The 25,566-nt window shown below is 37.1% G+C and carries 10 protein-coding genes; 9 read left to right on the forward strand and 1 reads right to left on the reverse strand.

Going from position 1 to position 25,566, the window contains the following annotated elements; genetic code table 11:
- Positions 1–197: 197 nt before the first annotated feature.
- Entirely contained in the window at positions 198–3,830 is a 3,633-nt protein-coding gene (locus Q0983_RS16455) for a LamG-like jellyroll fold domain-containing protein (protein WP_299555831.1), read from the forward strand.
- Between the two features lie 76 nt (positions 3,831–3,906).
- Here Q0983_RS16455 and Q0983_RS16460 read toward each other — a convergent pair whose 3' ends face one another.
- The gene (locus Q0983_RS16460; protein ID WP_299555834.1) at positions 3,907–5,472 is read right to left on the reverse strand and encodes an alpha-L-fucosidase; all 1,566 of its coding nucleotides are present in this window, start codon (positions 5,470–5,472) and stop codon (positions 3,907–3,909) included.
- A gap of 246 nt (positions 5,473–5,718) precedes the next feature.
- Between Q0983_RS16460 and Q0983_RS16465 the strand changes: the two genes are divergently transcribed.
- From Q0983_RS16465 to Q0983_RS16500, 8 genes are all read left to right on the forward strand, one after another.
- Positions 5,719–9,936 (forward strand): two-component regulator propeller domain-containing protein, encoded by a 4,218-nt coding sequence (locus tag Q0983_RS16465; protein WP_299555835.1) that lies wholly within the window; start codon positions 5,719–5,721, stop codon positions 9,934–9,936.
- 189 nt (positions 9,937–10,125) lie between these two features.
- A complete protein-coding gene (locus Q0983_RS16470) occupies positions 10,126–13,278 on the forward strand; it encodes a TonB-dependent receptor (protein ID WP_299555836.1) in 3,153 nt (1,050 codons plus the stop codon).
- A gap of 56 nt (positions 13,279–13,334) precedes the next feature.
- Positions 13,335–15,209: a RagB/SusD family nutrient uptake outer membrane protein gene (locus Q0983_RS16475; protein WP_299555838.1), complete on the forward strand. Its 1,875-nt coding sequence runs from the start codon at positions 13,335–13,337 to the stop codon at positions 15,207–15,209.
- Positions 15,210–15,254: 45 nt separating this feature from the next.
- Positions 15,255–17,309 carry a SwmB domain-containing protein gene (locus Q0983_RS16480; protein ID WP_299555840.1) on the forward strand — a complete coding sequence of 685 codons (2,055 nt, stop codon included), beginning with the start codon at positions 15,255–15,257 and terminating at the stop codon, positions 17,307–17,309.
- Between the two features lie 104 nt (positions 17,310–17,413).
- Positions 17,414–19,291 carry a sulfatase gene (locus Q0983_RS16485; RefSeq protein ID WP_299555842.1) on the forward strand — a complete coding sequence of 626 codons (1,878 nt, stop codon included), beginning with the start codon at positions 17,414–17,416 and terminating at the stop codon, positions 19,289–19,291.
- Positions 19,292–19,441: 150 nt separating this feature from the next.
- Positions 19,442–21,265, forward strand: a complete 1,824-nt coding sequence (locus tag Q0983_RS16490; protein WP_299555844.1) for an arylsulfatase — start codon at positions 19,442–19,444, stop codon at positions 21,263–21,265.
- Positions 21,266–21,430: 165 nt separating this feature from the next.
- On the forward strand, positions 21,431–24,805 hold the full coding sequence (locus tag Q0983_RS16495) for a T9SS type A sorting domain-containing protein (protein WP_299555846.1): 3,375 nt from the start codon (positions 21,431–21,433) through the stop codon (positions 24,803–24,805).
- 2 nt (positions 24,806–24,807) lie between these two features.
- Positions 24,808–25,518 carry a hypothetical protein gene (locus Q0983_RS16500; protein WP_299555848.1) on the forward strand — a complete coding sequence of 237 codons (711 nt, stop codon included), beginning with the start codon at positions 24,808–24,810 and terminating at the stop codon, positions 25,516–25,518.
- Positions 25,519–25,566 lie beyond the last annotated feature (48 nt).

Consider the following 25,566-nt stretch of genomic DNA (forward strand, 5'->3'; position numbering starts at 1 on the left):
GGCTCTTCTTTTTTTATGATTACCGGATATTATGAAAGTTTTCTCTGGCGTTCAATAGATTAAAAGACATAAATAATCGATGAAATGCGTAAAAAATTGTGATAAAATATCAAATAATCGACGAAATGCTTTTTTTTTCGATGAAAGGATATATATTTGATAAAATTTATTGAAAACAATTTTATACTCTCTCATCCATGAAACAAGTAACTACTTATTTTGTACTCCTGTTATTGTTTTTAAGTCCCAAGTTACATGCACAAGATCCCAATATTATTCTCATTATAGCAGATGATATGGGTTGGTCTCAAATAAGCACCGGGCTTACTAACCTTAATAACCAAAGTGATTTTTATGAAACGCCGGTTTTAGCTACGTTAGCCAGTGAAGGTATTGCCTTTCCGCATGGCTATGTTAACGGTGCCAATTGTGCCCCTACAAGAGCGGCCTTATTAAGTGGCCAGTATGCAGCGAGGCCTCATAACAATGTATTTAATGTTTATGACCTAAACAGAGGAAATACCAGTTCCAATTCTACACTAATCGGACCGGATATGGGAATTGCCTCTAATGGCAATGTTGATGAAATACCGGCTTCGGCAGTCACTATTGCAGAAACTTTGGGAACCGATGGTTATGCCACGGCCCATTTTGGAAAATTTCACGTAGGTGAAAACAGCTGGCAAACAGCCGTCTCAAATAATAATGCTTACCAACAGGGATTCGATTATAATTTTGGGGGAGGCACCAAAGGGACTCCGGGAGCTTATCATGCATCCGGTAGTGCGCCTTATGAGTTTCACAGTAATATAGGCCCGGAACTAGATACGTATGCCGCACCTTATACCGCAGCGGAATCTGCAGCGTTAGCAGTTGGTGGTTACGATATAGAAGGCGAGAAAAAGAATGTGAACGATGCTATGGTAGATGCCGCTATTGATTTTATGGATTATGCTAACAATTACGTCGATCCCTCACCGGATCTTTACAGTTCGGCAAAACCATTCTTTTTACATTTTAGCAATTTTGCCATTCATAGTCCAACAGGGCAAACACATGCAAGACCCGATCTATATGATAAATACAATACGAAACACTCAACCAGTCCCAGCTCCATGGGACATACAAACATTGGGTTAGCGGCTATTTTGGAAAATATGGATCAGGCCATTGGTCGTATTATAGATTATTTAAAAGTAACTGATGATCCAAGAAATCCAGGTAAAAAACTGTCTGAGAATACTTTAGTGTATTTTATTTCCGATAATGGAGGTGCCGTAAACACACAAGAAAATGGTCCGTTAAGAGGAATGAAAGGTGAGTACTATGAAGGCGGTATCAGATCCGTAACCATTGCGTGGTCGGAAGCCCCCTGGTTAGCCAATAAAGGAACTGTAGACAATACACCTGTAATAGGTTTTGATGTATATCCAACCTTTGCTGAAATGGCGGGAGCCAGTTTACCGGGAGGCGGATATAATATTGATGGCACCAGTTTATGGGGGTTATTAAATACCGGTACGGCACCAAGCAGAGATGCCTTGTTTTGGCATTTTCCGGGGTATTTAATTGATTCCAAAAGAGACCAAAGACCCGTTACAGTTATTAGAAAAGGGAACTATAAGTTACATCATTTTTACGAAGACGGTGATTATGAATTGTATGATATTATCAATGATATAAGCGAGACAACCAATTTATTGCCAAGTACAGACCAGGCGGTAATCGATATTGCCAATGATATGATTGATGATATGATAGTGCATTTAACTGATACATCGGCACCACTGCCAACCTACAGAAGCGGCGGGGGTACTGTACCTATGCCGGCTCATGTGTCTGTTTCAACCTCTAACTCTATGGCCGGTTGTCAGGCTGCAAGCGGATATGATGCCTACTGGGATTTTGACACGGCCAGTGATGCCAATGACGCTTCAGGAAATAATAATGACCCAAACCCCATGACAGGTGTTTTAACTTATGATAACTCCGATTATAAAGAAGGTGATCAATCGGCGGTTTTTGATGGTTCAACAGAAATTCAATACAGTAATGGCACATTTTTAAATGATGCCACTACAGCCAGAACTTTTACGGCATGGATCAAACCTACGGCATTAAGCGGGACACAGGAAATTTTTGAAGAAGGAGGTTCAGGTAACGGATTAGCATTGCGATTAAATGGCTCTAATTTAGAAGCCAGAATAACCAATAATACCGACCCGGATGTTACAGTAAGCGCCAGTTATCCTTCGGATGGTTTATGGCATCATATAGCGCTTGTATTTGATGGAAACAATACCACTATGGCACTATACATTGATGGTGTAGTGGCTAACTCAACAAGCAGTGCATTCAGTCTTTTAGACAGTCACAGTAGTCCCGGAGGGATCGGTGGAGTTATCACAGGAGATGCCTTTGGCAGTGGTGGTAGTGATAGTAATTTTACCGGTAAAATGGATGCTGTAGCAGTGTATAATACCGTATTGTCCACCAGTCAAATTAGAGATGCTGCCTGTTTGGTAATTTCTAATTCAACAGATGGATGTCAGGCGGATGCCGGTTATGAAGCCTATTGGGATTTTGATACGGCAAGCGGCACAGATGATGCTTCGGCAAATGGACATGATCCAACAGCCACACCATCCGGTGCCATTACGTTTGATACCGTAGATTTTAAAGAGGGTGATCAATCCGTTGTCTTTGATGGTACGGCAGCTATTCAATACGCCACCAATAATGCTTCGCCGGATTCATTCTTAAATAGTTCTACAGCAGCCAGAACCGTAGTAGCCTGGATTAAGCCAACCGGTTTATCCGGTATTCAGGATATTTATGATGAGGGCGGACAAAATGTTGGAATCGCTATCAGATTAAATGGTTCAAATTTAGAGTCAATTGTCAGAGAATCTTCTTCCTTAGCTACCACGTTGACCCATGCGTTTCCAAACGACGGGGATTGGCACCATATAGCCTTAGTGTTCAATGGCGCCAGTACAAGCCATAAACTGTATATAGATGGTGACGAAGTTGCCAGTTCCGGCAGTGCGGCTTCATCTATTGGAGATCACTTTAGTTATGGAGGTATTGGTGGTAAGTTAAGTGGGAACGATAGTTTTAAAAACTCTTCGGACGCTTATTTTACAGGAAAGATGGATGCAGTAGCAGTGTATAACGCTGCTTTGACCGGAACCGATATTGATAACGCCAGTTCAACATATTATTTGGATGCCGATGGCGATAATTACGCTATATCAAAAGTGGTAAGTTGTTCCAGCCCCGGAGCTGGATACACTACAACTGTGTTGCCATTGACTGACTGTAACGATTCTGATGACGATGAATACCCTGGTCAGACCTGGTATTTAGATTCAGACGGCGATGGTTATAGTGAAGGCACCTCCCAAGTGTCCTGTACCCGACCAATCGATTATTATCTAGCTTCAGAACTTACGGCGACCAGCGGGGATTGTGATGACGGGAAAGCGGGGGTCAACTCAGGAGCTACTGAAATTCCCGGAAACGGTATTGATGATGATTGTAATGCTACCACACTTGACGGTACATTAGGTACAGATGAAACTTCAGAGCTTACAAAAGTATCTATTTATCCAAATCCCTTTAAGGATAACCTGGTGATAAACCTGAATACGCATAATTCAAAAGTATCAGTTGAGTTATATGATGTGCTTGGTAAAAATATTTTTATTAAAACCTACTCTAATGTCAGCAAACTTAGAGTTCCTGCTCAAAATTTAAATAGCGGATTATATTTAATAAAAATAATTTTAGATAATAAAACAATTACAAGAAGGTTAATAAAGGACTAATTATTAGCCATGAAAAAGTAAAAGCCCTGGAATTTTCAGGGCTTTTTTTTGTTTAAAAAGACAAATTGTTTTGCTATTAATCTACATGAGCGGCGGTGTCACCACCTATATCATTCTCAGTATAACCTTCTAAAGTAATTTTATAGGCATGAGCATAATCAGACGGATAAGATTTAGGCGCTTTTATGATCAACCCTTTTTCGTTTCTTTCCCATGCAATGGTTTCATTACTTCCTAATAACTCTATGTTCTCAATTTTAGAATTTAGAACACCTATTTGCGTAGTGAATGATTTTATAACGGTTTCCGATTTCGGCTTATCCAGGACTATGGCATAAATGATTTTATCAGATTTTTTGGTAAACCTAATATCTTTATTGGTATATGCTATTTTTATTTTTTCAATTTTGTGCCCGCCTTCCGGTAAGCGTGTCGGTCCTTCACCAAAAATAGTATAAGGCCTGGTTCCGTAAATGGCTTCCCCGTTTACTTCCAGCCATTGTCCCATGTCTGTTAAAAGATTGACCATAACATCCGGAATGGTCCCATCAGGATTAGGCGGAACATTTAATAACATCAATCCGTTTTTTGATACAATATCAACTAAGATGTCAACTAACTCATTAGGCGTTTTAAATTTAGCTCCGGGACGGTAAAACCATGCGCCGGGCGATGTATCCGTTAACCAGGTGTTTTCCTTAGGTTGGTTGGGTCTGCCTCTTTCATAATCTTTGATGGCAGCATCTTCATTGAATGTACTTTCCTTATAACAAACAGCAACATCTTTGCCCCATTCCAGACCTTTGTTGTAGTAATAAGCTAAAAACTTAGTTCTACACGCCTCGGTCATATTTTCTAACCACCAGTCAAACCAGATTAAATCAGGCTGATAAATATCAATAAACTCTTTTAGTTTAGCCCACCAATCGTTATAAAAATCTTCATCTGGTGTGTCTGAATCAACAGAATGCGGATTGGTATAAAGATCGTAATCTTTAGGATCTATGCCCCCATGAGCATGTGATGGTGCAAAGTATTTCCAGGTAAAAGCATGGTGAAAGGACCCCATGAATTTCATGCCCCTGGCTTCAATTTCTTTTTTAAGTTCTGCCGATGGGTCTATACCACCATAGTTCATGGAGTTCCAACGGGTAGCTTTGGAATTCCACATAGCAAAATTATCATGGTGTATGGCCACAGGGCCTGCAAATTTGGCGCCTGACTTTGCAAACAATTCCGCCCAGGCCTTGGCATTAAAACCAGATGGATTGAATTCCTCTATAATATGTTTATAACCATATTTTTTAGGATGACCGTATTTCTTTTTATGATGTACATAATTGCTGGTTGGTTGTCCGTTTTTTGTTTTTACTATTTTACCGTCCTCGTACATTTTCATTCCGTGCCATCCTGCATAACGCGTATTTGGGTCTCCATCAACAAAAGCATTTGATACCGGTCCCCAATGGGCGTAAATACCAAATTTGGCATCTTTGAACCAGTCTGGAGCAGCGTTCACGGAGTTAACAGATTCCCAAGTTTCCATATAAGGTTCTTTTTTTGCGTTCTGAGCAAAAGAAGTAAATACTAAGCTTGATACTAGAACAATGGTCAAGAAGTGTATTTTGTTTTTTAAATGCATATGATTTATTTTTAGTAGTCTTTAAATTTCTCTCACGGTATTTCAAAAATCATCAAGAATGAATTATACCACATCTCTGCATGCAAATTTATGCCTTAAAAAAACGAAGGAATGGGACATATGGTTCAGATTAGGCGAATAATGAATCAGATTAAGTTACATATGGTTTTTTTGACTCAAATATGCTTTTAATAAAGTGATTTGATGAGGATTTTCATTTATATTTGATATAGAACCAAACTAAAAATGATACACGGCAAATGTTTTTGTAATTTATTTTTATTCGCATTTTTATGTGTGGCAGTTCACTTTTGTTATGCTCAGACCAATTTTAATTTTGAGCGTATTACGACGAGTGAAGGCTTGTCGCAAAACGATATTAACTGTATTTATCAGGATGACGAGGGGTTTATGTGGTTTGGTACTTTTGATGGTTTAAACAAATATGATGGTTATAAGTTTATTAATTATGTTCCAAACCCTAATAATCCTGAAAGTATTAGTAGTAATATAGTTTTTACAATTACCGGAGACAAGAAAGGAAATTTGTGGGTTGGAACTACCGGTGGCGGGCTTAACAGATATAATAAAGTAACAGACAAGTTTACTAGATTTAATCACGATCCTAACGATGGTTCTTCTATTGATAGTGACTTTATTCGGGGCGTTTTTGTTGACAATCTAGATAGACTCTGGGTTTCCACAGATAAAGGCTTAAATATGTGGACTAATAGTAGCACAGGTAAACCAACTTTTAAGCACTATCCTGCACCAGATGGAATGCCTTTAAAAAATATATACCAAGATTCTAAAGGAACTATCTGGACAGTAGGCTCCAACAAATTGTATCAGGTAAAAGAAACTAAAAACGGAAGTTTTAGGTTGCGCCGTGTCCTTTATAATAATGATGTACACAATTCTGGCATATCATATATTGGTGAAGACAATAAAGGAAATCTTCTAATAGGGACGTCTAATGGGCTATATGAAAAAAGCTTAAAGTATAAAAAGCGGAACGCCAAGCGTATATCTGGAACTCCGACCAAAAGATTGGTAATCGATGATGAGGGGCAATATTGGATTGGAGGAAACAATGGTTTGTTCCAATTTATTTACAATGAAAAAAATAGGACTTTAGTAAAGACAAATCATTTTACTTACAACCCCGTAGATCCTAATAGTATAAGTAAGGATGTTGTTAAGGCGCTTTATAAAGATAAAACGGGAATCATTTGGATTGGGTCTAACGGCGGGGGAGTGAATAAGGTGAACCCTAAGAAGAAACAGTTTCTTCATATTAAAAACACATTGAATCCGAATAGTTTAAGCTACGACAAAATCAGGTCTTTTTTTGAAGACAGTTATGGCAATTTATGGGTAGGTACAGAAGGTGGTGGCTTAAATGTTTTACTTCATTCCGAAAGCAATGACTTTAATAAATTTAAAAAATTTGAATCTGTTAATAAGGTTTTCGCCTTAGAGGAAATTAAGCATAAGAATAGAAAAAAACTTGTAATTGGAGATGGAAGCCGAAGAGGGTTGTTTATGCTGGATATTGAAAAAGCTCTTAAAAATATTGATACACCTGTTGAAAGACTTATGGAAACATCCAACAGCGTATTTTCCATTTTACATGATACGGATGGTAATTTGTGGATTGGAACTTATGGAGGAGGGATTTACAGATTAATTGCAAATGAGTCTGGAGATTTTGATATCACTATTTTTAAGCATGATGAGCAAAATCCTAATAGTGTTTCAGGTGATATTATCAGGGAAATATATCAGGACAGTAAAGGAAATATTTGGTTTGGTACAGGAGATGGGTTATCCAGGCTTGATTATGGAGAACTGCTGGAAGATGACCCCATGTTTGATGTTTTTAAAACGGTTCCGGAGGATGAAACGTCCATTAGTCATAATTATATCATGCCAATTTATGAGCATTCATCAGGAGATATCTATATTGGTACTTTTGGAGGAGGGCTTAATAAATTCGTGCCATCAAGAAATGGAATGGATGAGAAATTTGTTAGGTACATTCAAAAGGATGGGCTTCCTAATAATGTTGTTAAATCTATTTTAGAAGACCATTTGGGGAATATTTGGGTGTCAACAAACAAAGGACTATCTAAGTTTGACCCAGAAAGTGAAACTTTTAAGAATTATGATGTTAATGACGGGCTTCAGGATAATGAATTTCAGGAGCTGGCCGGGCTGAAAAGAAGAAATGGAGAACTATTATTTGGTGGAATAAACGGGTTTAATGTATTTACGCCAAGTGAAATAAATGATAACATTTTACCATCGGAAACGGTAATCTCAAGCTTTTCAATTTTTAATGAAAAGGTAGAAGTAGGTGAGGCCTATGGGAAAACTGTGTTACTGGATAGTGCTATCAGCTATACTAAAAATATCGACTTAAAACACCATCAAAATAGTTTTACAATTGAGTTTACAGGCTTGCATTACGAAGCTCCGTTAAAAAACAAATTCTCCTACATACTGGAAGGTTATGATAAAGACTGGATGCTGTCTACATCTAATAGCCGGTTTGCCAATTATACCAATATATCACCCGGAAATTATACCTTTAAAGTAAAATCGTCCAATAGTGATGGTATTTGGGATGCCACACCAAGTGAGCTTAATCTGTATATAGCACCACCTTTCTGGAAAACGAACGTTGCTTACTTTTTGTATACCCTGTTAGCTATCGGATTACTTTTGGCTTTCAGAAAGTACACTATTATTGGTACTACCAGGAAGCACCAATTGGAGTTAGAACATCTTGAAAAGGAGCAAAAAGAGGAGTTGCAACGTGTTAAACTGGAGTTTTTTACCAATATATCCCATGAGTTTAGGACGCCATTAACCCTGATTAAAGGGCCATTAGATTATTTGATGGGGGCCAAAAGCACGCAGGATAATGAAGAGGTCCGGGAGCAATGCCAGATCATGTTAAAGAATACCAATTATCTACTTAGGTTGGTAAATCAGTTATTGGATTTTAGAAAGATCAACCAGGGTAAAATGCGATTGGTTATTCGTCATACCAATATTGTTAATTTTATTAAAGATATAGGGGAACCGTTCCAGTTTATTGCGCACAAGCAGGATATTGATTTTAGTATCAAATCACCGCATCAGAGTATTAAAGCCTGGTTTGATCATGATGCTTTAGAAAAAGTTATTAAAAACTTACTATCCAATGCGTTTAAGTTTACGCCCCGAGGTGGCGAAGTAGAAATACATATTACTAAAGAGACCAAGCCAAACGTTGAGGTTTCAGATTATGTGGTTATTAAAGTTAAAAATACGGGCCGCGGTATTGATCAGGATGAAATTGAAAGCATTTTTAACAGGTTTTACACCAAAAAGGATAAACACAAGAATAGCAATTTTCAAAGTGGTGCAGGTATCGGACTTGCCTTTACCAAGAACCTTATAAATTTCCATAGAGGAACCATTGAAGTTGAAAGTGAACCCAATGAGTCAACTACTTTTATTGTAAATCTTCCACAGAAGAAGACTGCTTATGAAGCTATTCCGGAAATAAGCATTAAGGAAAAGACCGAAAGTGATTTCCATGTTAGAAGTTCAGAACAGGAATCCTATGCCATTCATTTAAACGATGAATTGGAAGATTCTGAAATATCAAATTCACGTTCAAAACTGCCTGTTTTATTGGTGGTTGACGATAATAAAGATATTAGAAACTTTATAAGAAAAGCACTTGGAGAATCATATAGAATTGTTGAAGCTAGTAATGGTGCGGAAGGATTAGAGTTGGCAAATGAAATTATTCCCAACATTGTTTTAACAGATGTTATTATGCCCGTTATGGATGGCATTGAGTTGTGTAATGAGTTAAAAAACAAAAATGAGACCAGTCATATCCCGGTCATTATGCTCACCGCTAAATCGTCTAGTGAAAGCGAAATTGAAGGTTTAAAAATAGGAGCCGACGGTTACATTAAAAAACCATTTGACATTAATATTCTTAAACTAAAGCTTAGCAATATTTTAAAGTATCGAGAAGGGCTTAAGAAAAAATTCAATAGAGAAATAACGCTTCAACCGGAAGAGGTGACTGTAACATCATTGGATGAAAAATTTTTAAAACGCGCCATTGAAATTGTTGAAAAACATATGATGAATACAGATTTCAATGTGGAGTTATTGGTCAAAGAAATGGGACTGAGCAGAAGCAACCTATATGTTAAGTTTAAAGAATTAACAGGGTTATCTTCAAGTGCGTTTATAAGAAATATTCGTCTTAAAAGAGCGGTTCAGCTTTTAGAGCAAAGCAACTTTTCTGTAAAAGAAATTATGTATATGACCGGTTTTAATACATCGTCCTATTTTTCACAATGTTTTAAAAAACAATTCGGTATGCTTCCAAGAGATTATGTGAAAAAAATTAAAGCTGAAAAAGCAAAATCCATAGAATCTGCAGAATAATTCCGCAGTAGTTTAATACTGTTTTATTATCACACAAAACCATTTGTTTGTTTTTTAAACCCAAAAGTTACATTTCTTCCAGGGTTAAAAATTGGCAAACCCATATCTGACAAAGTTAAAATCATATCTAAAGTTTATAAAGGCAATTTAGTTCAACCTTTGTTACCCTAACATTTAACGAACTAAATAATGAATTTAAAATTATTCAATTATTGCAAATCTAAACTGGCAATATCATTTCTGATCTGTGCTTTAAGTCTTGGTTTTGCAAATGCACAGAACATTAACATTAGCGGGAATGTGGTTGCTGAAGGCCTACCACTTCCTGGTGTAAGTATTCTAGTAAAAGGCACTAATCAGGGTGCTGTAACGGATTTTGACGGAAACTTTACAATTAATGCTGCTTCCAATGCGGTATTGGTGTTTAGTTATTTGGGTTATGAAACTCAGGAAGTTTCTGTAAACGGGCGTACAAGTGTCAATGTAACGCTCCAAACAGATTTATCTACTTTAGACGAAGTTGTAGTAGTTGGTTATGGGGTACAAAAGAAAAAAGTACTTACAGGGTCTGTAGGTCAGGTTAAAGCAGAAGTGCTAGAAAAAGTTACAACTGCTGATCTTGGTACTGCATTACAGGGGCAAATAGCAGGAGTTAATGTGTCCGCTAGTTCTGGTGAGCCAGGGGCGGCCTCAAATATTTTGATACGTGGTTTTAGTTCGCTACAAGATGGTCAGAACTCGCCGCTTTATGTAGTAGATGGGATTCCTTTTGATGATGACCCTCAATTAAGTATTAGTGAAATAGAAACTATTGATGTTTTAAAAGATGCGGCTTCAACAGCAATATATGGAGTACGTGGAGCTTCCGGGGTAATTCTTATTACAACAAAACAAGGTAAGGTTGGACAAATGAGCATCCGTGTAAACTCAGAATACGGTTTTCAGGATATATTATCAGATTTTGATCTTATGAGTCCGGAAGAATATTCATACTTTCATTTAAATGAAGCCTCTATTAGATCTAATAAAGTAGAAGGAGGCGTAGAAATAGATATTCATAGAAACCCTACTAACTTTACAAATAATAGTAGTTTAAAGAATGTATTGTTAAACGATTTGGCGCCTATCCAAAACCATTCTATTAATGTTTCAGGAGGTAATGAAGGGTTAACATATAATTTTAACGCCAATTATTTTGGTCAAGAAGGTATACTTTTCAATTCTGGCTTAGACAGGTTTAACATTCGTTCTAATGTTCAGTTTACAAAAGGTAAGTGGAAAGTTATTACTGGTTTAGCACTTAGAAGAGATCAAAGAAAGGTTGGCGTTAATCAAATAATGAATAGAATACTTGGGTTCCGTCCATTTAACCCAGAGGTAAACCTTGATACAAATTCTTTAACCAATGCTTCGGCAATTGATGTAGATGACCCAGACAATGATTGGAAACTAGGTGAAGCACGAAGAATTGCAAATACAGCACGTACTTTGAAAACCGAAGATAAAAGAAATCTAAACAATCATACTGCAAACATTCAGGTTGAGTTTGATGCTACTAAAAATTTAAAGTTAACAGGAAGGTTTGGTGCAACGTATGCAGATGAAAAACGTGTAAGAAAGGTGCCCAGGTTTGATGTTTTTAACAATGAAGGAAGGTTAATATCAAATCCAGATAATATCACATCACAACGTATTACAGATCTTGTATCATCTAAATTAACTTCAGAACAGTTTCTTACGTTCAATAAACAATTTGGAAAACATAACCTTACGTTGTTGGCTGGATTCTCTTATGAAAAATCTACTAGAGAGCAATATCAACTGGAGGTAAGAAACAACTTAAACCCTGCAGTTACGGTTTTAGATAACTATGAACTTATGTGGGAAATAGAATCTGGTGGTAACGATTTTGTTAGAACTTTAATTGGAAAATACGCAAGAGCTCAATATGATTTTGATGGTAAATATCTATTCACCGGTATTATAAGACGTGATGGTTCATCACAATTTAGTAAAGAGAATAGATGGGGAATCTTTCCTTCGGTATCTGCAGGGTGGAATATTTCTGATGAGCCATTTTGGGAGCCTCTCAAGAATACCATAAACCAAATGAAGATGAGAATTAGTTATGGTTCTAACGGTAATGACAGATTTGATGCTTATAGTAATCAAACTGTTGTAGAAACAGGAATTGATTATGTTTTTGGAAGTAGTACGGTTTCACCTGATATTATAGGTGCTCAAGGAGACCAAACTGCCTTAGGAACAACCCAGTTAAGATATGCTAATGCAACCTTAGGATGGGAAACAAATGTAGAGCAAAACCTTGGGTTTGATTTAGGTTTCTTTAAAAATAAATTAACCGTTACTACAGAATATTATAAAAGTGAAAAAAGAGATTTATTATATGAAGTAGTTAATCCGCCATCAACAGGAGTTTCTGGTAACCAGTTTAGAAGTACCGTTTTTAATGTTGGTAATATGGAGAACACAGGTGTAGAATATACTGCAAATTATAGACACAGAGGTAAAAAAGGCCTTAGATGGAACATAGGTGCAACTTACACCAGTAATAATAATAGAGTTACCCAAACCAGTTTAAACAATCCTATTATATATTTAGAAAATAGTTATATTTCTGATGCCGGTACTCGAGAATTAGTAAGTGTAATTACTGAAGGTTATGAAGCAGCTGCTTTCTTTTTAAGAGAAACAGACGGTGTAATTAAGACAGAAGAAGAACTTACAGCATATAGAGAGATAGACCCAAGTGCTCAATTAGGTGAATTTAGATATGTAGACCAAAATGGAGATGGTGCAATTGATGATAACGATCGTGTTTATTCAGGTAGTGGTACTCCAGATTGGGAAGCAGGTTTAAATTTTTCAGCTAATTACAAGGGATTTGATTTTACAATGCAATGGTATGGAGCTTTTGGGGCAGAGATTATGAATGGGTCAAAGGCATATTCTTATCAGGTAGGAACTCACAAGGATTTATTCTACACTTGGAGTAAAAATAATCCAACATCAGATTTACCATGGTGGAATGGTGCTAACTCTAGATCATATAGAGGTGCTTCAGCCTATTTCTTAGAAGATGGTGATTTTATTAGATTAAGGAATGTTTCTTTAGGATATTCTTTACCTAAAGATTTTCTTGAAAGCCTTGGCTTTAGCAAATTTAGAATTTATGTACAGGCGCAGAACCCACTTACAATAACAGACTACTCAGGTTTTGACCCAGAAGTAGGAGGTAACGGTTTAAGTACTCGTGGTATTGATAGAGGTACATACCCTTTATCATCACAGTATAAGGTTGGACTCCAGCTTCAGTTTTAATTTAAATAGAAATGAAGATGGAAAAAAATAAAAGAACTAAAAAAATAAACTTTAAAATGAAAAAGACATTATTAATCAGAATAGTTCCTTTAGTGCTGTTAGCTATTAGTTTTCAATCATGTTTTGATGAATTGGATCAGGTTAACCCCAATGCACTTACAAATGAAAGTTTTTGGACCAGTACTAATGACTTAAATGCGGGTTTAAATGCAGTGTATGCGGCACTAAGAGATGAAAACGTTTCGGGTGTTTTATTTGAATCTACTAGAACAGATTTAGCAGTGCCTAGATCACAACGATCTAATGATCTTGGAAACCCTATTTATGATCAAACCTTTGATTTAACCACAGATCAAGTTCAAGATAAGTGGGATGCTTGTTACAGAGGTGTTTTTAGAGCTAATCAAGTACTTGATGCTTATGAGATTTTAAAAACTAGCTTTGACTCCAATAGAGCAGAGGAAGAAGGCATCAGGATAGCTGCACAGGCAAGAGCTTTAAGAGGCTATTTTTATTATGTATTGCATAGCACGTATAACAATGGTAGCATACCATTATTTGAAACTGTACCAAAAGAATTTAGCGAATTTCAAAGATCCTTTTCCTCTTCTGAAGATGTAAAAGCACTTTATAGAGCTGATTTACAATTTGGGATGGAAAATTTGCCAATAAATTATAATGATTGGATACAAGAAGGTAGCGCTGGTGATTTAGGTAGAGTTACAGCTGGTGCTTGTGAAGCATTAATGGCTAAAAGTTACATGAACGATAATGATTTTGCTAACGGTGAAATATATTTAAAGAATGTAATTGATAATTACGGTTATAATTTGGTTGATGACTTAGAAAAATGCTTTACTGGTATTGAAGAGTTTAACAATGAATCTATATTTGAAATTAACTATTCTATAATAGCCAATCCATTAGGATTAGATGAGCAAGATTTATCACAGCCTATTTCAGAAAGGTTAAATAATGCCAATCCAATGCAACCATCAACTTGGTTTACTTTAATGTTCAAGGCGGAAAAGCCAGATCCGGCAGATCCTGCTAATAGGGTAACTAGAAATACATATGATTCAAACGGAATAGTTAACGGTTCTATAGAAACTACCAGATTGTTTAGTGCTCGTATGGGTAATTCAATATCTACAGTAGAAGATCCAGATTCTCCTATGTATGGAGTTACAGCGGCAGAATATGGTAATCACCCAAATGCAGGGCCTCATGCCAAAAACAACCCTAATTTTTGGAAAAAGTTTACTTCATGGAACGTACCAAATGGAGGGGCAGGAGAAGATGAATCGCAACAATTTGACAGAAGATCTGGTGTTAATATACCAGTAATAAGGTTGGCAGAAATTTATTTATTATATGCTGAATGTATGATTGAAAAAGGAGATTTGTCCGAGGCGTTAAAATATATAAATAGGATTAGAAAACGCTCCCATTTATATTTGCTTGGAGATGAAAGTGGTGGTGAGTTTGCGGGAGATACCTCTACTTATTTGAATGATATTGATTTAGACCCAAGTAACGGAGAAGAACCAGTGACCCTAACAAATTTAATGGATCATTTACGTTTGGTTGAAAAACCAATGGAATTAGTTTTAGAGGCCGAAAGAACTATAGATTTAAGACGTTGGGGGATTTGGAAAGAGCGTTTGGAATATATAGCTTCATTTGAATATGATACGTATGCTTTTAGAGGAGACCAGATAGGTGAGCATAGACATCGTTTTAGATGTTATATCGTGCCTGCTGGAACGCCTTTAGAAGATATTCCGGTGAGAGTGCAAGGAAACCCAAGGAGAAATGAACCGTTGGTAAGAGATCACTTTTTAGGTTCACAGAACTTTAATGAGGAATTACATTCTTATTTCCCTGTACCGCAAGATGAGATTAACGCCAACTTCAATTGGAATAATTAGGAGTAATTCAACCTCCAAGATTTTAATATAAATAATACTTAAATTATGAAAAATATAAAGAACTTATTTCAAACATGCTTTCTTTTGCTTGCCATAGCAACTGTTACTATTGCATGCCAAGACGACGAGTATGATCCACCTGGGTTTTTCGTGGATCTTAATCTAACCGTGAGCACTGGGTCTACGCCTATAAGAATTGGTGAGGTCAATAGGTTTACCTCTTTTTCCGATATATCGGCCGGGGCGGATTATTCAGAATGGATTATCCCTAGTACCGCATTTTTCCTGCAAGGACCAATTCCTAACAATCTTGAAAATTATGATGATTATATTATCAACCCAGGCGAAACCGTTTCATCAGATAAAACAGTACATGTTTTATTTACTAAAGGTGATTCTTTTACGCCTATTAAGTATCGCGGAATTTTCCCGGATTCTACATCACATACCTTAAATGTTTGGAATCCTGAAACAGGTGAAGGAGAAGTAGACACTATAAAAACGGAACGGGTTAATGGTAAATGGGTAGCAGAATTTACGTTTATATATGACGTTTATGATACCGTAGTAGCAAAACCGGAGGTGCGGTTTTTAGATGAAACCATTTTGGATTATGAAAATACGCCAGCGCTTACGCTATCGTTTGGAGACAAACTTATTGTTGAAGATTTAAGTGCATTTATTCTTGATAATAATGCAAGACCGGAGTATACAAGATTTAGAGTGCATACTACAGAAGAGGATGAAGATAATCAAACTAATATGTATAGCGAAACTTTTCAAAGAGATGGTGATTTTGAACGAAGAATAATCGACACCATTACTTTTGATGAGGTTGGTGAATTTAGAATAGAACATACGGCCCGTAGAGAGCGCGGGGAACGTGTAGGCCAAAGTGAAGATATTTTGGATATCCCTACACTTATCACAGTAATACCTTTGGATGAAGATTTAGAATTAGATACGTCTATTTCGGTTGAAGAAAGGGATGATGATCGTATATTTATTCCAATAACCTCACGTTTAGCGGAAATTGAAGGCGATGTAACCGGTAATTTTGACGTCCAGGTAGATGGTGCTTCAATTCCTGTATCAACCGTGGGTATTGGGGCTCGTAATGGAGGTGATGCAGGGTTTATTATACTTACTTTAGAGACCCCTTTGGTTCCTGCAGATGCAGCTAAAACAGTTACAGTATCCTATGATGGTAATGGAGATTTAATGTCTAGGGATTTACGTCCGCTACAAGCTTTTTCTAATGCTGATATTCAAGTATATGTACCAATTCCTGTGGCTTTAGATGGTACTTTAATAACGACTATTGATGGCAAAATAACAATTCCGTTTGACCAGCCACTAAGTTCGGAGTCCATTGCTAATTCATTAGACCCAACAGCTGGATTCATAATAGGATTAAATGGAGGTAGTGGAACTGTTTCTTCTGTTGCTATTAGTGCAACTGATGATAAAGTATTAGAATTAGAATTAGTGGAAGGTGTGTATGATGATGATGTGATTACGGTTGCTTACACAGGGCCTGGGGATATTAGATCTGTAGGGGACGGAGAAATTAATGATTTTACAGCTCAGCCTGTAGAAATTGGTTTCTTTAATATTCTTGCTGATGCTGTTAGTGGTTTTGATAATCCTATAAATACCGATTGGAGGTCCAATTCAAAAACTGGAGGTGAAATGGAAATAGTGCCTACACCAACACCATTGAATCCATCGTCTGTTACCTCTACTGGTAATGCTTTACGCATGGCCTCAGCCAATGGAGCCAATGAAAGACCAAGAGCTTTAACAGTAGTAACTGTACCTTTTGAGGATGGCGTTGCTTATAAATTCAGATATAAAAGATACCTGGTAGCTGCTAATACAACCGTTGTAGCCGGACAGGGAGATTTGTTTAGAGTAAGTTTCAATACAACAGTAAATAATTGGGATGATGCAGGTACTGTTTTTGATACATGGCAAGAATTTGAAGCCATCATAACGCCTGGCCCTGAAGGCATATTAGACTTTAGAACGGTTCAAGGGTCGCCGCATGAGGTTTATTATGATGATTTGATGATAGACAAGTATGAAACAAGACCATAAGGTGTTTGTATAATTTTTGTAAATAAACATTAAACCCTTGAGCATTGGCGCAAGGGTTTTTTTAAAGTATCTTTCGGCATCAATTAAACACACAATTATTACACATGAAAATCTTTTCTAAACTATTATTATTTTCTTTTGTTTGTCTATCATTTCACAGCTGCAAAACTCAAAAACAAGATGTAGATCCACCAAATATTGTATGGATAACTTCAGAAGACAATTCAAAGCATTATATAAAACTATTTGATGAAAATGGCGTGGCAACACCCAATATAGAATCACTTGCCGATCAAGGGGTGGTTTTCAATCACGCATTTTCAAATGCTCCCGTATGTAGTGTAGCACGTTCTACACTTATTACGGGAAGTTATACGCCAAGAATTGGGGCGCAATTTCACAGGAAAATCCAACAAGTGCCTATGCCCAAAGGATTGGAAATGTATCCGGCATATTTAAGACAGGCAGGGTATTACACTACAAATAACTCAAAGGAAGACTATAATTTAGTGAAGAGCGATAGTGTTTGGGATGACTCTTCAAAAAAAGCTACCTACAAGAATAGGAAAGAAGGTCAGCCATTCTTCCATGTTGTTAATCTGGGGGATTCGCACGAAAGTCGCCTTCATTTTTCCGAAGAAAAAATGAACAACACCCCAACTAACACTGATGTAAATACTGTTTTCGTTCAACCAAATCACCCAAATACAGATTTGTTTAAGTACACCAATGCTTTCTACAGAGATAGAATGGTGCATATTGATAAACAATTGGGAGCTATTGTTAAGGAATTGGAAGAAGATGGGCTTTTGGAATCCACAATCATATTCTATTTTGGTGATCATGGAGGCGTGTTGCCAGGTAGTAAGGGGTATATTTATGAAACAGGTTTGCACGTGCCCTTGGTTGTTAGAGTCCCTGAGAAATATAAGCATTTGGTAAATGCTGAAATCGGTGGTAGAGAAGATACCTTTGTAAGTTTTAAAGATTTTGGTCCAACAGTTTTAAACCTGGCCGGAGTAAAAGTTCCCGGAACTATGGATGGAAAACCGTTTATGGGTGAAAATGTAACGGCAGAATATTTAAGTAGCTGTGATGAAACCTACAGTTATGCAGATCGATTTGATGAGAAATATGACATGCTCAGAGCAGTTAGAAAAGGGAACTATAAATATATGCGTAGTTATCAACCATTCAATTTTGATGGTTTAATGAATAACTATCGCTATAAGCAGTTGGCTTATAAAGAGTGGGCTGAGTTGTACGAGGCCGGTAAGCTTAATGATGTGCAGGCTGCATTTTTCAAAAGGAGACCAGTTGAATTGCTTTTTGATGTTGAAGCCGACCCATATGAAACAAAAAACCTGGCGAATAATGCCAATTATAAAAGTACCTTGTTGGAGTTGAGAGGAAAATTAAATGATTGGGTATTGGGGATGCCAGATTTGTCATTTTATCCGGAGCATTACTTGATTGAAAATGCTTTTGATAACCCAGTAGTGTTTGGACAAAAGCATAAAAAGGATATTGAACGTTATATTGAAATTTCCAATTTAGCTTTATTGGATTATAATGAGGCTAAAGACGGTATCGAAACAAGTTTAAAATCTAGCGACCCATGGGATCGTTATTGGGGATTGGTTACATGTAGTATTTTTGGCGAAGCAGCCAAAGAGTTCGTTCCAACCATTATTGAAATTTCCAATAATGATTCAGAATTAATCAATAAAGTAAGAGCGGCCGAATATTTAGGTTTAATTAAACATACGGAGCCAGCGGCGGTCATGACTCAGGCATTATATGATTCAAAACAAGCTGCAGAAGCATTACTTATTATTAATTCCATTGTTTTTATGGATCAGGGAGAACACAAATATCAGTTTAACATTGATGTTGATAAGATCGACAAAGACATTCTGAAGGTTAAGGAATTAGACCGTAAAATGGATTACATTAAAAATGTCATTAACTCCAAAAACTAAAAAAGAAAACCTGCAAATTAGATTTGCAGGTTTTTTTAATCATATCAAATAATTATTTAAACATTTGGCGTATTCTTTCCTGTTCAAAATATTTAGTTTTGTTCAAGTACATTGGAGTACAGAATAAATTAAACTAACAAAAACAAGTTCATGAATTATTTTAAAAGTGTTTTATTGATGGTGTTGGCAATAACATTATCAAGTTGCGCAAATAAAAAAGAAAATCCATCTAGCGAAGCATTTAAAAAACCAAATGTCATTATTGTAATTACTGATGATCAGGGATACGGTGATATAGGGGCGCATGGTAATAAAGTCATTAAAACCCCTAATATAGACGCTTTGCACAATGAAAGTTACAGGTTTACGGACTTTCATGTAGGGCCAACATGTGCGCCGACACGTTCAGGATTGATGACCGGTAGATATGCTAATGAAGTAGGTGTATGGCATACCGTTGGAGGCTGGTCTTTATTGAGAGAGCAAGAAAAAACAATGGCGGATATGTTTACTGAGGCAGGTTATGCAACCGGCGGTTTTGGTAAATGGCACCTAGGAGATAATTATCCTTTTAGACCCGAAGATCGGGGATTTCAGGAAACTGTTATGCATGGAGGCGGTGGTGTAGATCAAACACCGGATTATTGGGGGAATACTTATTTTGATGATACCTATTTCCATAACGGAAAACCTCAAAAATATGAAGGTTATTGCACTGATGTGTTCTTTAGGGAAGCCACTAGATTTATCGGGGAAAATAAGGACAAACCATTCTTTTGCTATATTGCTACTAATGCCCCTCACGGGCCATATCATGTACCTTTAAATTACTATAATATTTACAAGGATCTAGGGGATGATGTTCTAAAGGAAAACCAAAAACGCTTTTACGGCATGATAACCAATGTAGATGATAATTTAGGAAAGTTGAGGTCTACCTTAAAAGAATTGAACATTGCGGATAATACTATTTTAATTTTCATGACAGATAATGGCACAACAGGCTATTATAACAAGAAGGGCGTTGAAACTGGTTTTAATGCTGGTATGAGAGGGACCAAGGGCAGCGAATATGAAGGCGGGCATAGAGTGCCGTTTTTTATTTATTGGAAGGATGGTAATATATCTAAAGGAACCGATATTAACGAGTTATCGGCAAATTTAGATGTTATGCCAACTTTAGCGGAATTATGTAGAATAGACCTTCCAAAAGACCATTTAGATTTGGCTGGACAAAGTTTAGTACCGTTTATTGAAGATCCGAGCAAGACAGATAATCGGATGTTGATTACGGATTCCCAAAGAATTCAGGTCCCTGAAAAATGGAGAAAATCTTCCGTAATGCAAAACAAATGGCGTTTGGTCAATGGTAAAGAGTTATATAACATTGAAACCGATAAAAGTCAAAAGCATGATATTGCTGCCGAGCACCCTGAAAAGGTTGAGGAAATGAAAGCTTTCTACGAGAACTGGTGGAAAAGGGTGTCTGTTCAGTTTGATGAAGAGATTTATTTCAAAATAGGAACTGCAGAAGAAAACCCTATAACCTTAACCTGTCATGATGTACATGCCGATAATGGAAACCAACCATGGAATCAGAGGTACATAAGAAGTGGGGCCAAAGGTAAAGGCTATTGGAGCATAGATATTAAGGAGGAGGGCGATTATGAGGTGTCTTTAAGAAGGTATCCTATAGAAGCAGATGTATTAATTAATGGTACCGTTCCTCCAATTACCAAGGAAGAGAAGCCCGGTTTACAAAATGATTATGTTGAAGGGGTGAACCTTAATTATACGAAAGCCTCGATAAAAATTGGGGATAACGTTTCAGAATCTGTAGCAGTTTCAAATGATGACAAATCCGCAAATTTCAATGTGCATTTAACCAAAGGAAAAACCCAAATGAATGCTAGTTTCTTTAATGCCAAAGGTGAAGAAAATATAGCTTATTACGTTTATATTAAAAAGAAATAGACTTAGGTTTTTTACTTATAAATTTACTAAAGGTATTCGTGAGAATGCCTTTTTTTATTGGGGATATGCAATAAAAACCCATTTGTTACATTTTTCCTTCACTTTCTTACTTTTTGGCATTTAGGCATAATTTAATTTAGCATCAACAAACTAAACTGATGACTAATGACTAAGAATATTACGAATTTTAGGAGTGCTTTTTGGGGACTCTTTCTTTTCCCAATAATGGGGTTCTCTCAAGTGTTTAGTAGTGGTTTTGAAAATACTTTAGCCACAGAATGGGATGCTGCTACAAGTGGGACCGGCCTGGATGCTTTTGAGATTACAACTGCTGCCAAAAGAACAGGTAGCTATGGTTTTCATATAAAGTTTAGTGCCAGTGGCCAAAAAGGTAATTTATGGACCTTCAAGAATATTAATTGGGAGTTAGGTAAAACTTACAGGGTGTCCTATTATTTCAAAATTATTTCGCCGGATAACGGTAATGATTCCCATATAAAAACCTTTGAAAGCAATGGCACCAAGTTTGGGTCTCATTTATATGGTGATAATGTTATAAATGATGCCACTACAACTTCAGATTGGATAAAGTTTGAAGACGTCATTACTCCCGAAATGAATGATACAGGAGGATACGTTTTGTTCACTTTTAGGCCATCAGCCTCCGGAGGTGGAGAGTATTACTTCGATGATTTTTTAATTGAGGAGATTGTTCCGCCATCTGGGTTCTTTGTTGATATAAAAACAAAAGATATTGTATCGGAGCCCTCTATAGAATGGGTGCAATTTGGTCCGGGGATGAGTGGGAATAATAAAATATTCTATCCACATCCCACAGATTCCGATGTCCATTATATAAGTCCAAATATGGGGAATTCATATCGGTCTACAGATGGAGGTTTTACTTATGAAACCCTTATGGACCCGGATGGTAGATCTTACAAGTCTGGTCATAGAGGTCCGGTAGCTTTTTATTCGCTTGATTTTTCAAGGCAAGATGCCAGTTTTGGTTTGTCTACAGGAAGTGTTAAGGGAGGCCTTTATACAACTTCAGATAAAGGAAAAACATGGTCGCTTGTAGAATCAGCTCAGGGAGTAGTGGGCGACAACTATTTATCAGTGGTTTCGGTAGACCCTAAAAATGACAACATTTGGTTTTTGGGAGTAGGTAGAATGCGGCATTATGGAAAATTGTCTTACCCGCAATCAAACCCTAAAGGCAGTTTTGTTGACCCCGATGCTAATGGCAGACTTTGGAAAAGTACGAACAAAGGACAAACGTGGACGCTTTCAAATTCAGGGATAAATTCCAATGCAGAGTTTAGCCATATTTTGGTTGATCCTGTAGATAGTTCCATTGTATATGCAGGAACAAATTATGGCTTTTATAAAAGTACAGATGGAGGCGTCACCTGGGCTTTAAAATCCAATGGGATAGACCATGACATGATTCTCTCAATGGATATGCATCATGATCAGGTGACTGATCAGGTCACGCTTTTCGCCTTAAGTAATATTATATGGAAAGCTGCTGCCAGTGGAAACTCTGTAGAACATGACCAGGGTGGTGTTTTTAAAAGTACCGATAAAGGAGAAACCTGGACTAACCTTAATGGTAATTTGCATATTGATTTAAGCGAATTTAATGATGACAACGATGTTAAGAAAAGTTATTATCAAACCGTCGCCCATTATTTTGGCTTGGGAAGTTGGACGGATGCACAAACGGCATACCCGGTCTTGCCTACTAGTATAACCACCAGATTTAATACAATTACCGTTGATCCCAATGATGTCAATAACTTATACCTGGTTAATGAATACTCCAATGCCTCAGATAATAATTTTAAGCCAGGGCAAATTTGGAGAACTAAAAATGGTGGCGCTGATTGGTATGTAACTTTTAGGAACGGTAAAAACTGGAATAATGGTAAATATGATTCTTATTGGGTAACACAGCGAAATAACCCTATGGGATCCAATGTTACTTTTAAATATAAAAGTGATTGGTTGAATAGAGATGGTTATGAGCGCAAGGGTTGCAATTACGCCAAGTTTAGTGCAGATGGTTCCGTATTGTATACGCAATTAGCAAAAATTGGTTTTGTGTCTTATGATAAAGGGGACACATGGGTAGATATTGATGATGAAGCAGCCGATGAACCTGGCTCTGCATTAGATGGTTGGGTAGGTGCAGGAAACAGTAATGTGCCCGGTCATGGGTTATATCAATCGCCTTTATGGCCTGGAAAGGTGTTTTGTCCGTCAGGAGAAAATAGTTTATGGATTACCAATGATGAAGGTGAAACGGTGAGGTCTGGAGCTCAAGGAGCTTCAGTAATGCATTTGGTTTTCAACAATAGTGGTATTAGACAAGAGCATTCCGTTAGTTCGGTGGTGGTACACCCAACTGATAAAGATACCTGGTACGCCACTTTTTTTAGACAGGCCGGTAGAGGGGAATTTTATAAAAGCACCGATGCTGGTGCTAACTGGACTTCTATAGGAACGCCAATTCCGCAACCTTGGGATCCGGCACCTGCCGGAAGTGGCGATCAGGCTGTCCATCAGGTAGGTTTAATGATCGATAAAAATAACCCAGATAATATATATTTCTGTGTACCCAAATCTTCTAAAGATATAGAGTGGGTAGGGGATAGTTGTCAAAGTTGGGGTGTTCATAAATCCTCGGATGGTGGTGTGACTTGGTCTGAAATAAACTCTGGTTTGCCAAGTTCATTAGATGTCGCCAGGATAGCTTTTGACCCTAACGATACTAATACACTTTACGCAGCCGTCATTGATAATGGGGGCGGTTTATACAAATCTACTAATGGCGGAACTTCATGGAGTGAGGTGGCATCCACGACTTCAATTTCAGGATCTTCTGGAATCAATGATATTCATTTTGATGTTGACGGTAAAGCCTATATAACAGCTGGTTTTAAAAATGTAGGAGCTGATGACGGAGGGCTATGGGTAAGTGATGATAACATGTCAACTTGGACCAAAATTTTTGATTACCCTTGGACAAATAGAGTAGAAGTATCTAAACTTGATACAAGAACTATTATGGTGTCAACATTACCCAATAATAATGTCGACAACAGAAACGGAGGTACCTATTTATCTAAGGACTCTGGTCAAACATGGGTGAAATTCAATAAAGGTAACGGGCAATCTGATAGAGTGAATGATATTGCTATAGATTATACCGTACCCGGAAAATATTATACCTCCGTACGCGGTAGTGGTTGGTATATGGCTGTAGATCCTAATCCTAATAGTTTAAATGTTGAAGATAAAATCAAGAATGATAATATTTTGGTTTACCCCAACCCAACTTTTGGAGCATTACAGGTTAAGGGCTTGTTGGGAAACTTGGAGTTAATGGTGTACTCCATTGAGGGTAAATTGTTGATTCGTCAAAAGAGACATGGGGACCAACCGTTCGACCTTTCTTCCTTAAACCATGGACTTTATGTTTATGAAGTAACTGATGGGACCATAATAAAAACAGGTAAAATTATAAAAGATTAGGCATGAAGTGTAATAAAATTATATGTTGGGCCTTTTTGTTACTGGTAATCAGCGGATATGGTCAAGGCAAAAAGGTTCAACCTATCGAAGTAAAAAAAGGAAAGTTGTTATTTTCAGATGATTTTGAAACGGGAACCTTAGAAAGGCATTGGGAAGTAAGAGAACGATTCAAAAATGGTGCATACGCAGTTGAAAATGGCCACCTCAAAGGGAAACAGCTAAAGGGCGTAAATCATGGTTCCGTGATGCGTGTGAAATTCGATTATTCTGATATCATTGTTGAATTTGACGTAAAATTCAATGGTGGCGAACGTTTTAACATCGTAATGGATGATAGCACCAATACAACTTCATATTGGGGGCATATTCAGCGGGTTTCTTTTTCTAAAAATGGATTCAGAATTAAAGATGATAAAACGGGCGGGATGGATTTGAAAATTCGTGAGGAAATAAAAAATAATCCAAAGCGAGCGGAAGAATTAAAGCCATTCTTGGATTCTAAATCAGTCAATACCAAATTCAATTTTAAAGAGGGGCAATGGTATCATGTAAAGATTATTAAAAAGGGAGCTATTCTGCAATGTCAAGTCGGAGATGTGATTGGGCGCTTAAAATCGGAAGGCATTGCCCATCCCGTTCTAAATAAGTTTGGACCAACAGTGGTTGGAGACCATTTTTTGTTTGACAATTTTAAAATGTGGCAAATTAAATGATCGAAACCACTATTCTTAAAAAAGCTTTTAGGACACCTAAAATGTAAA

It is taken from the genome of Seonamhaeicola sp., from assembly GCF_028281565.1.
Classification (GTDB): domain Bacteria; phylum Bacteroidota; class Bacteroidia; order Flavobacteriales; family Flavobacteriaceae; genus Seonamhaeicola.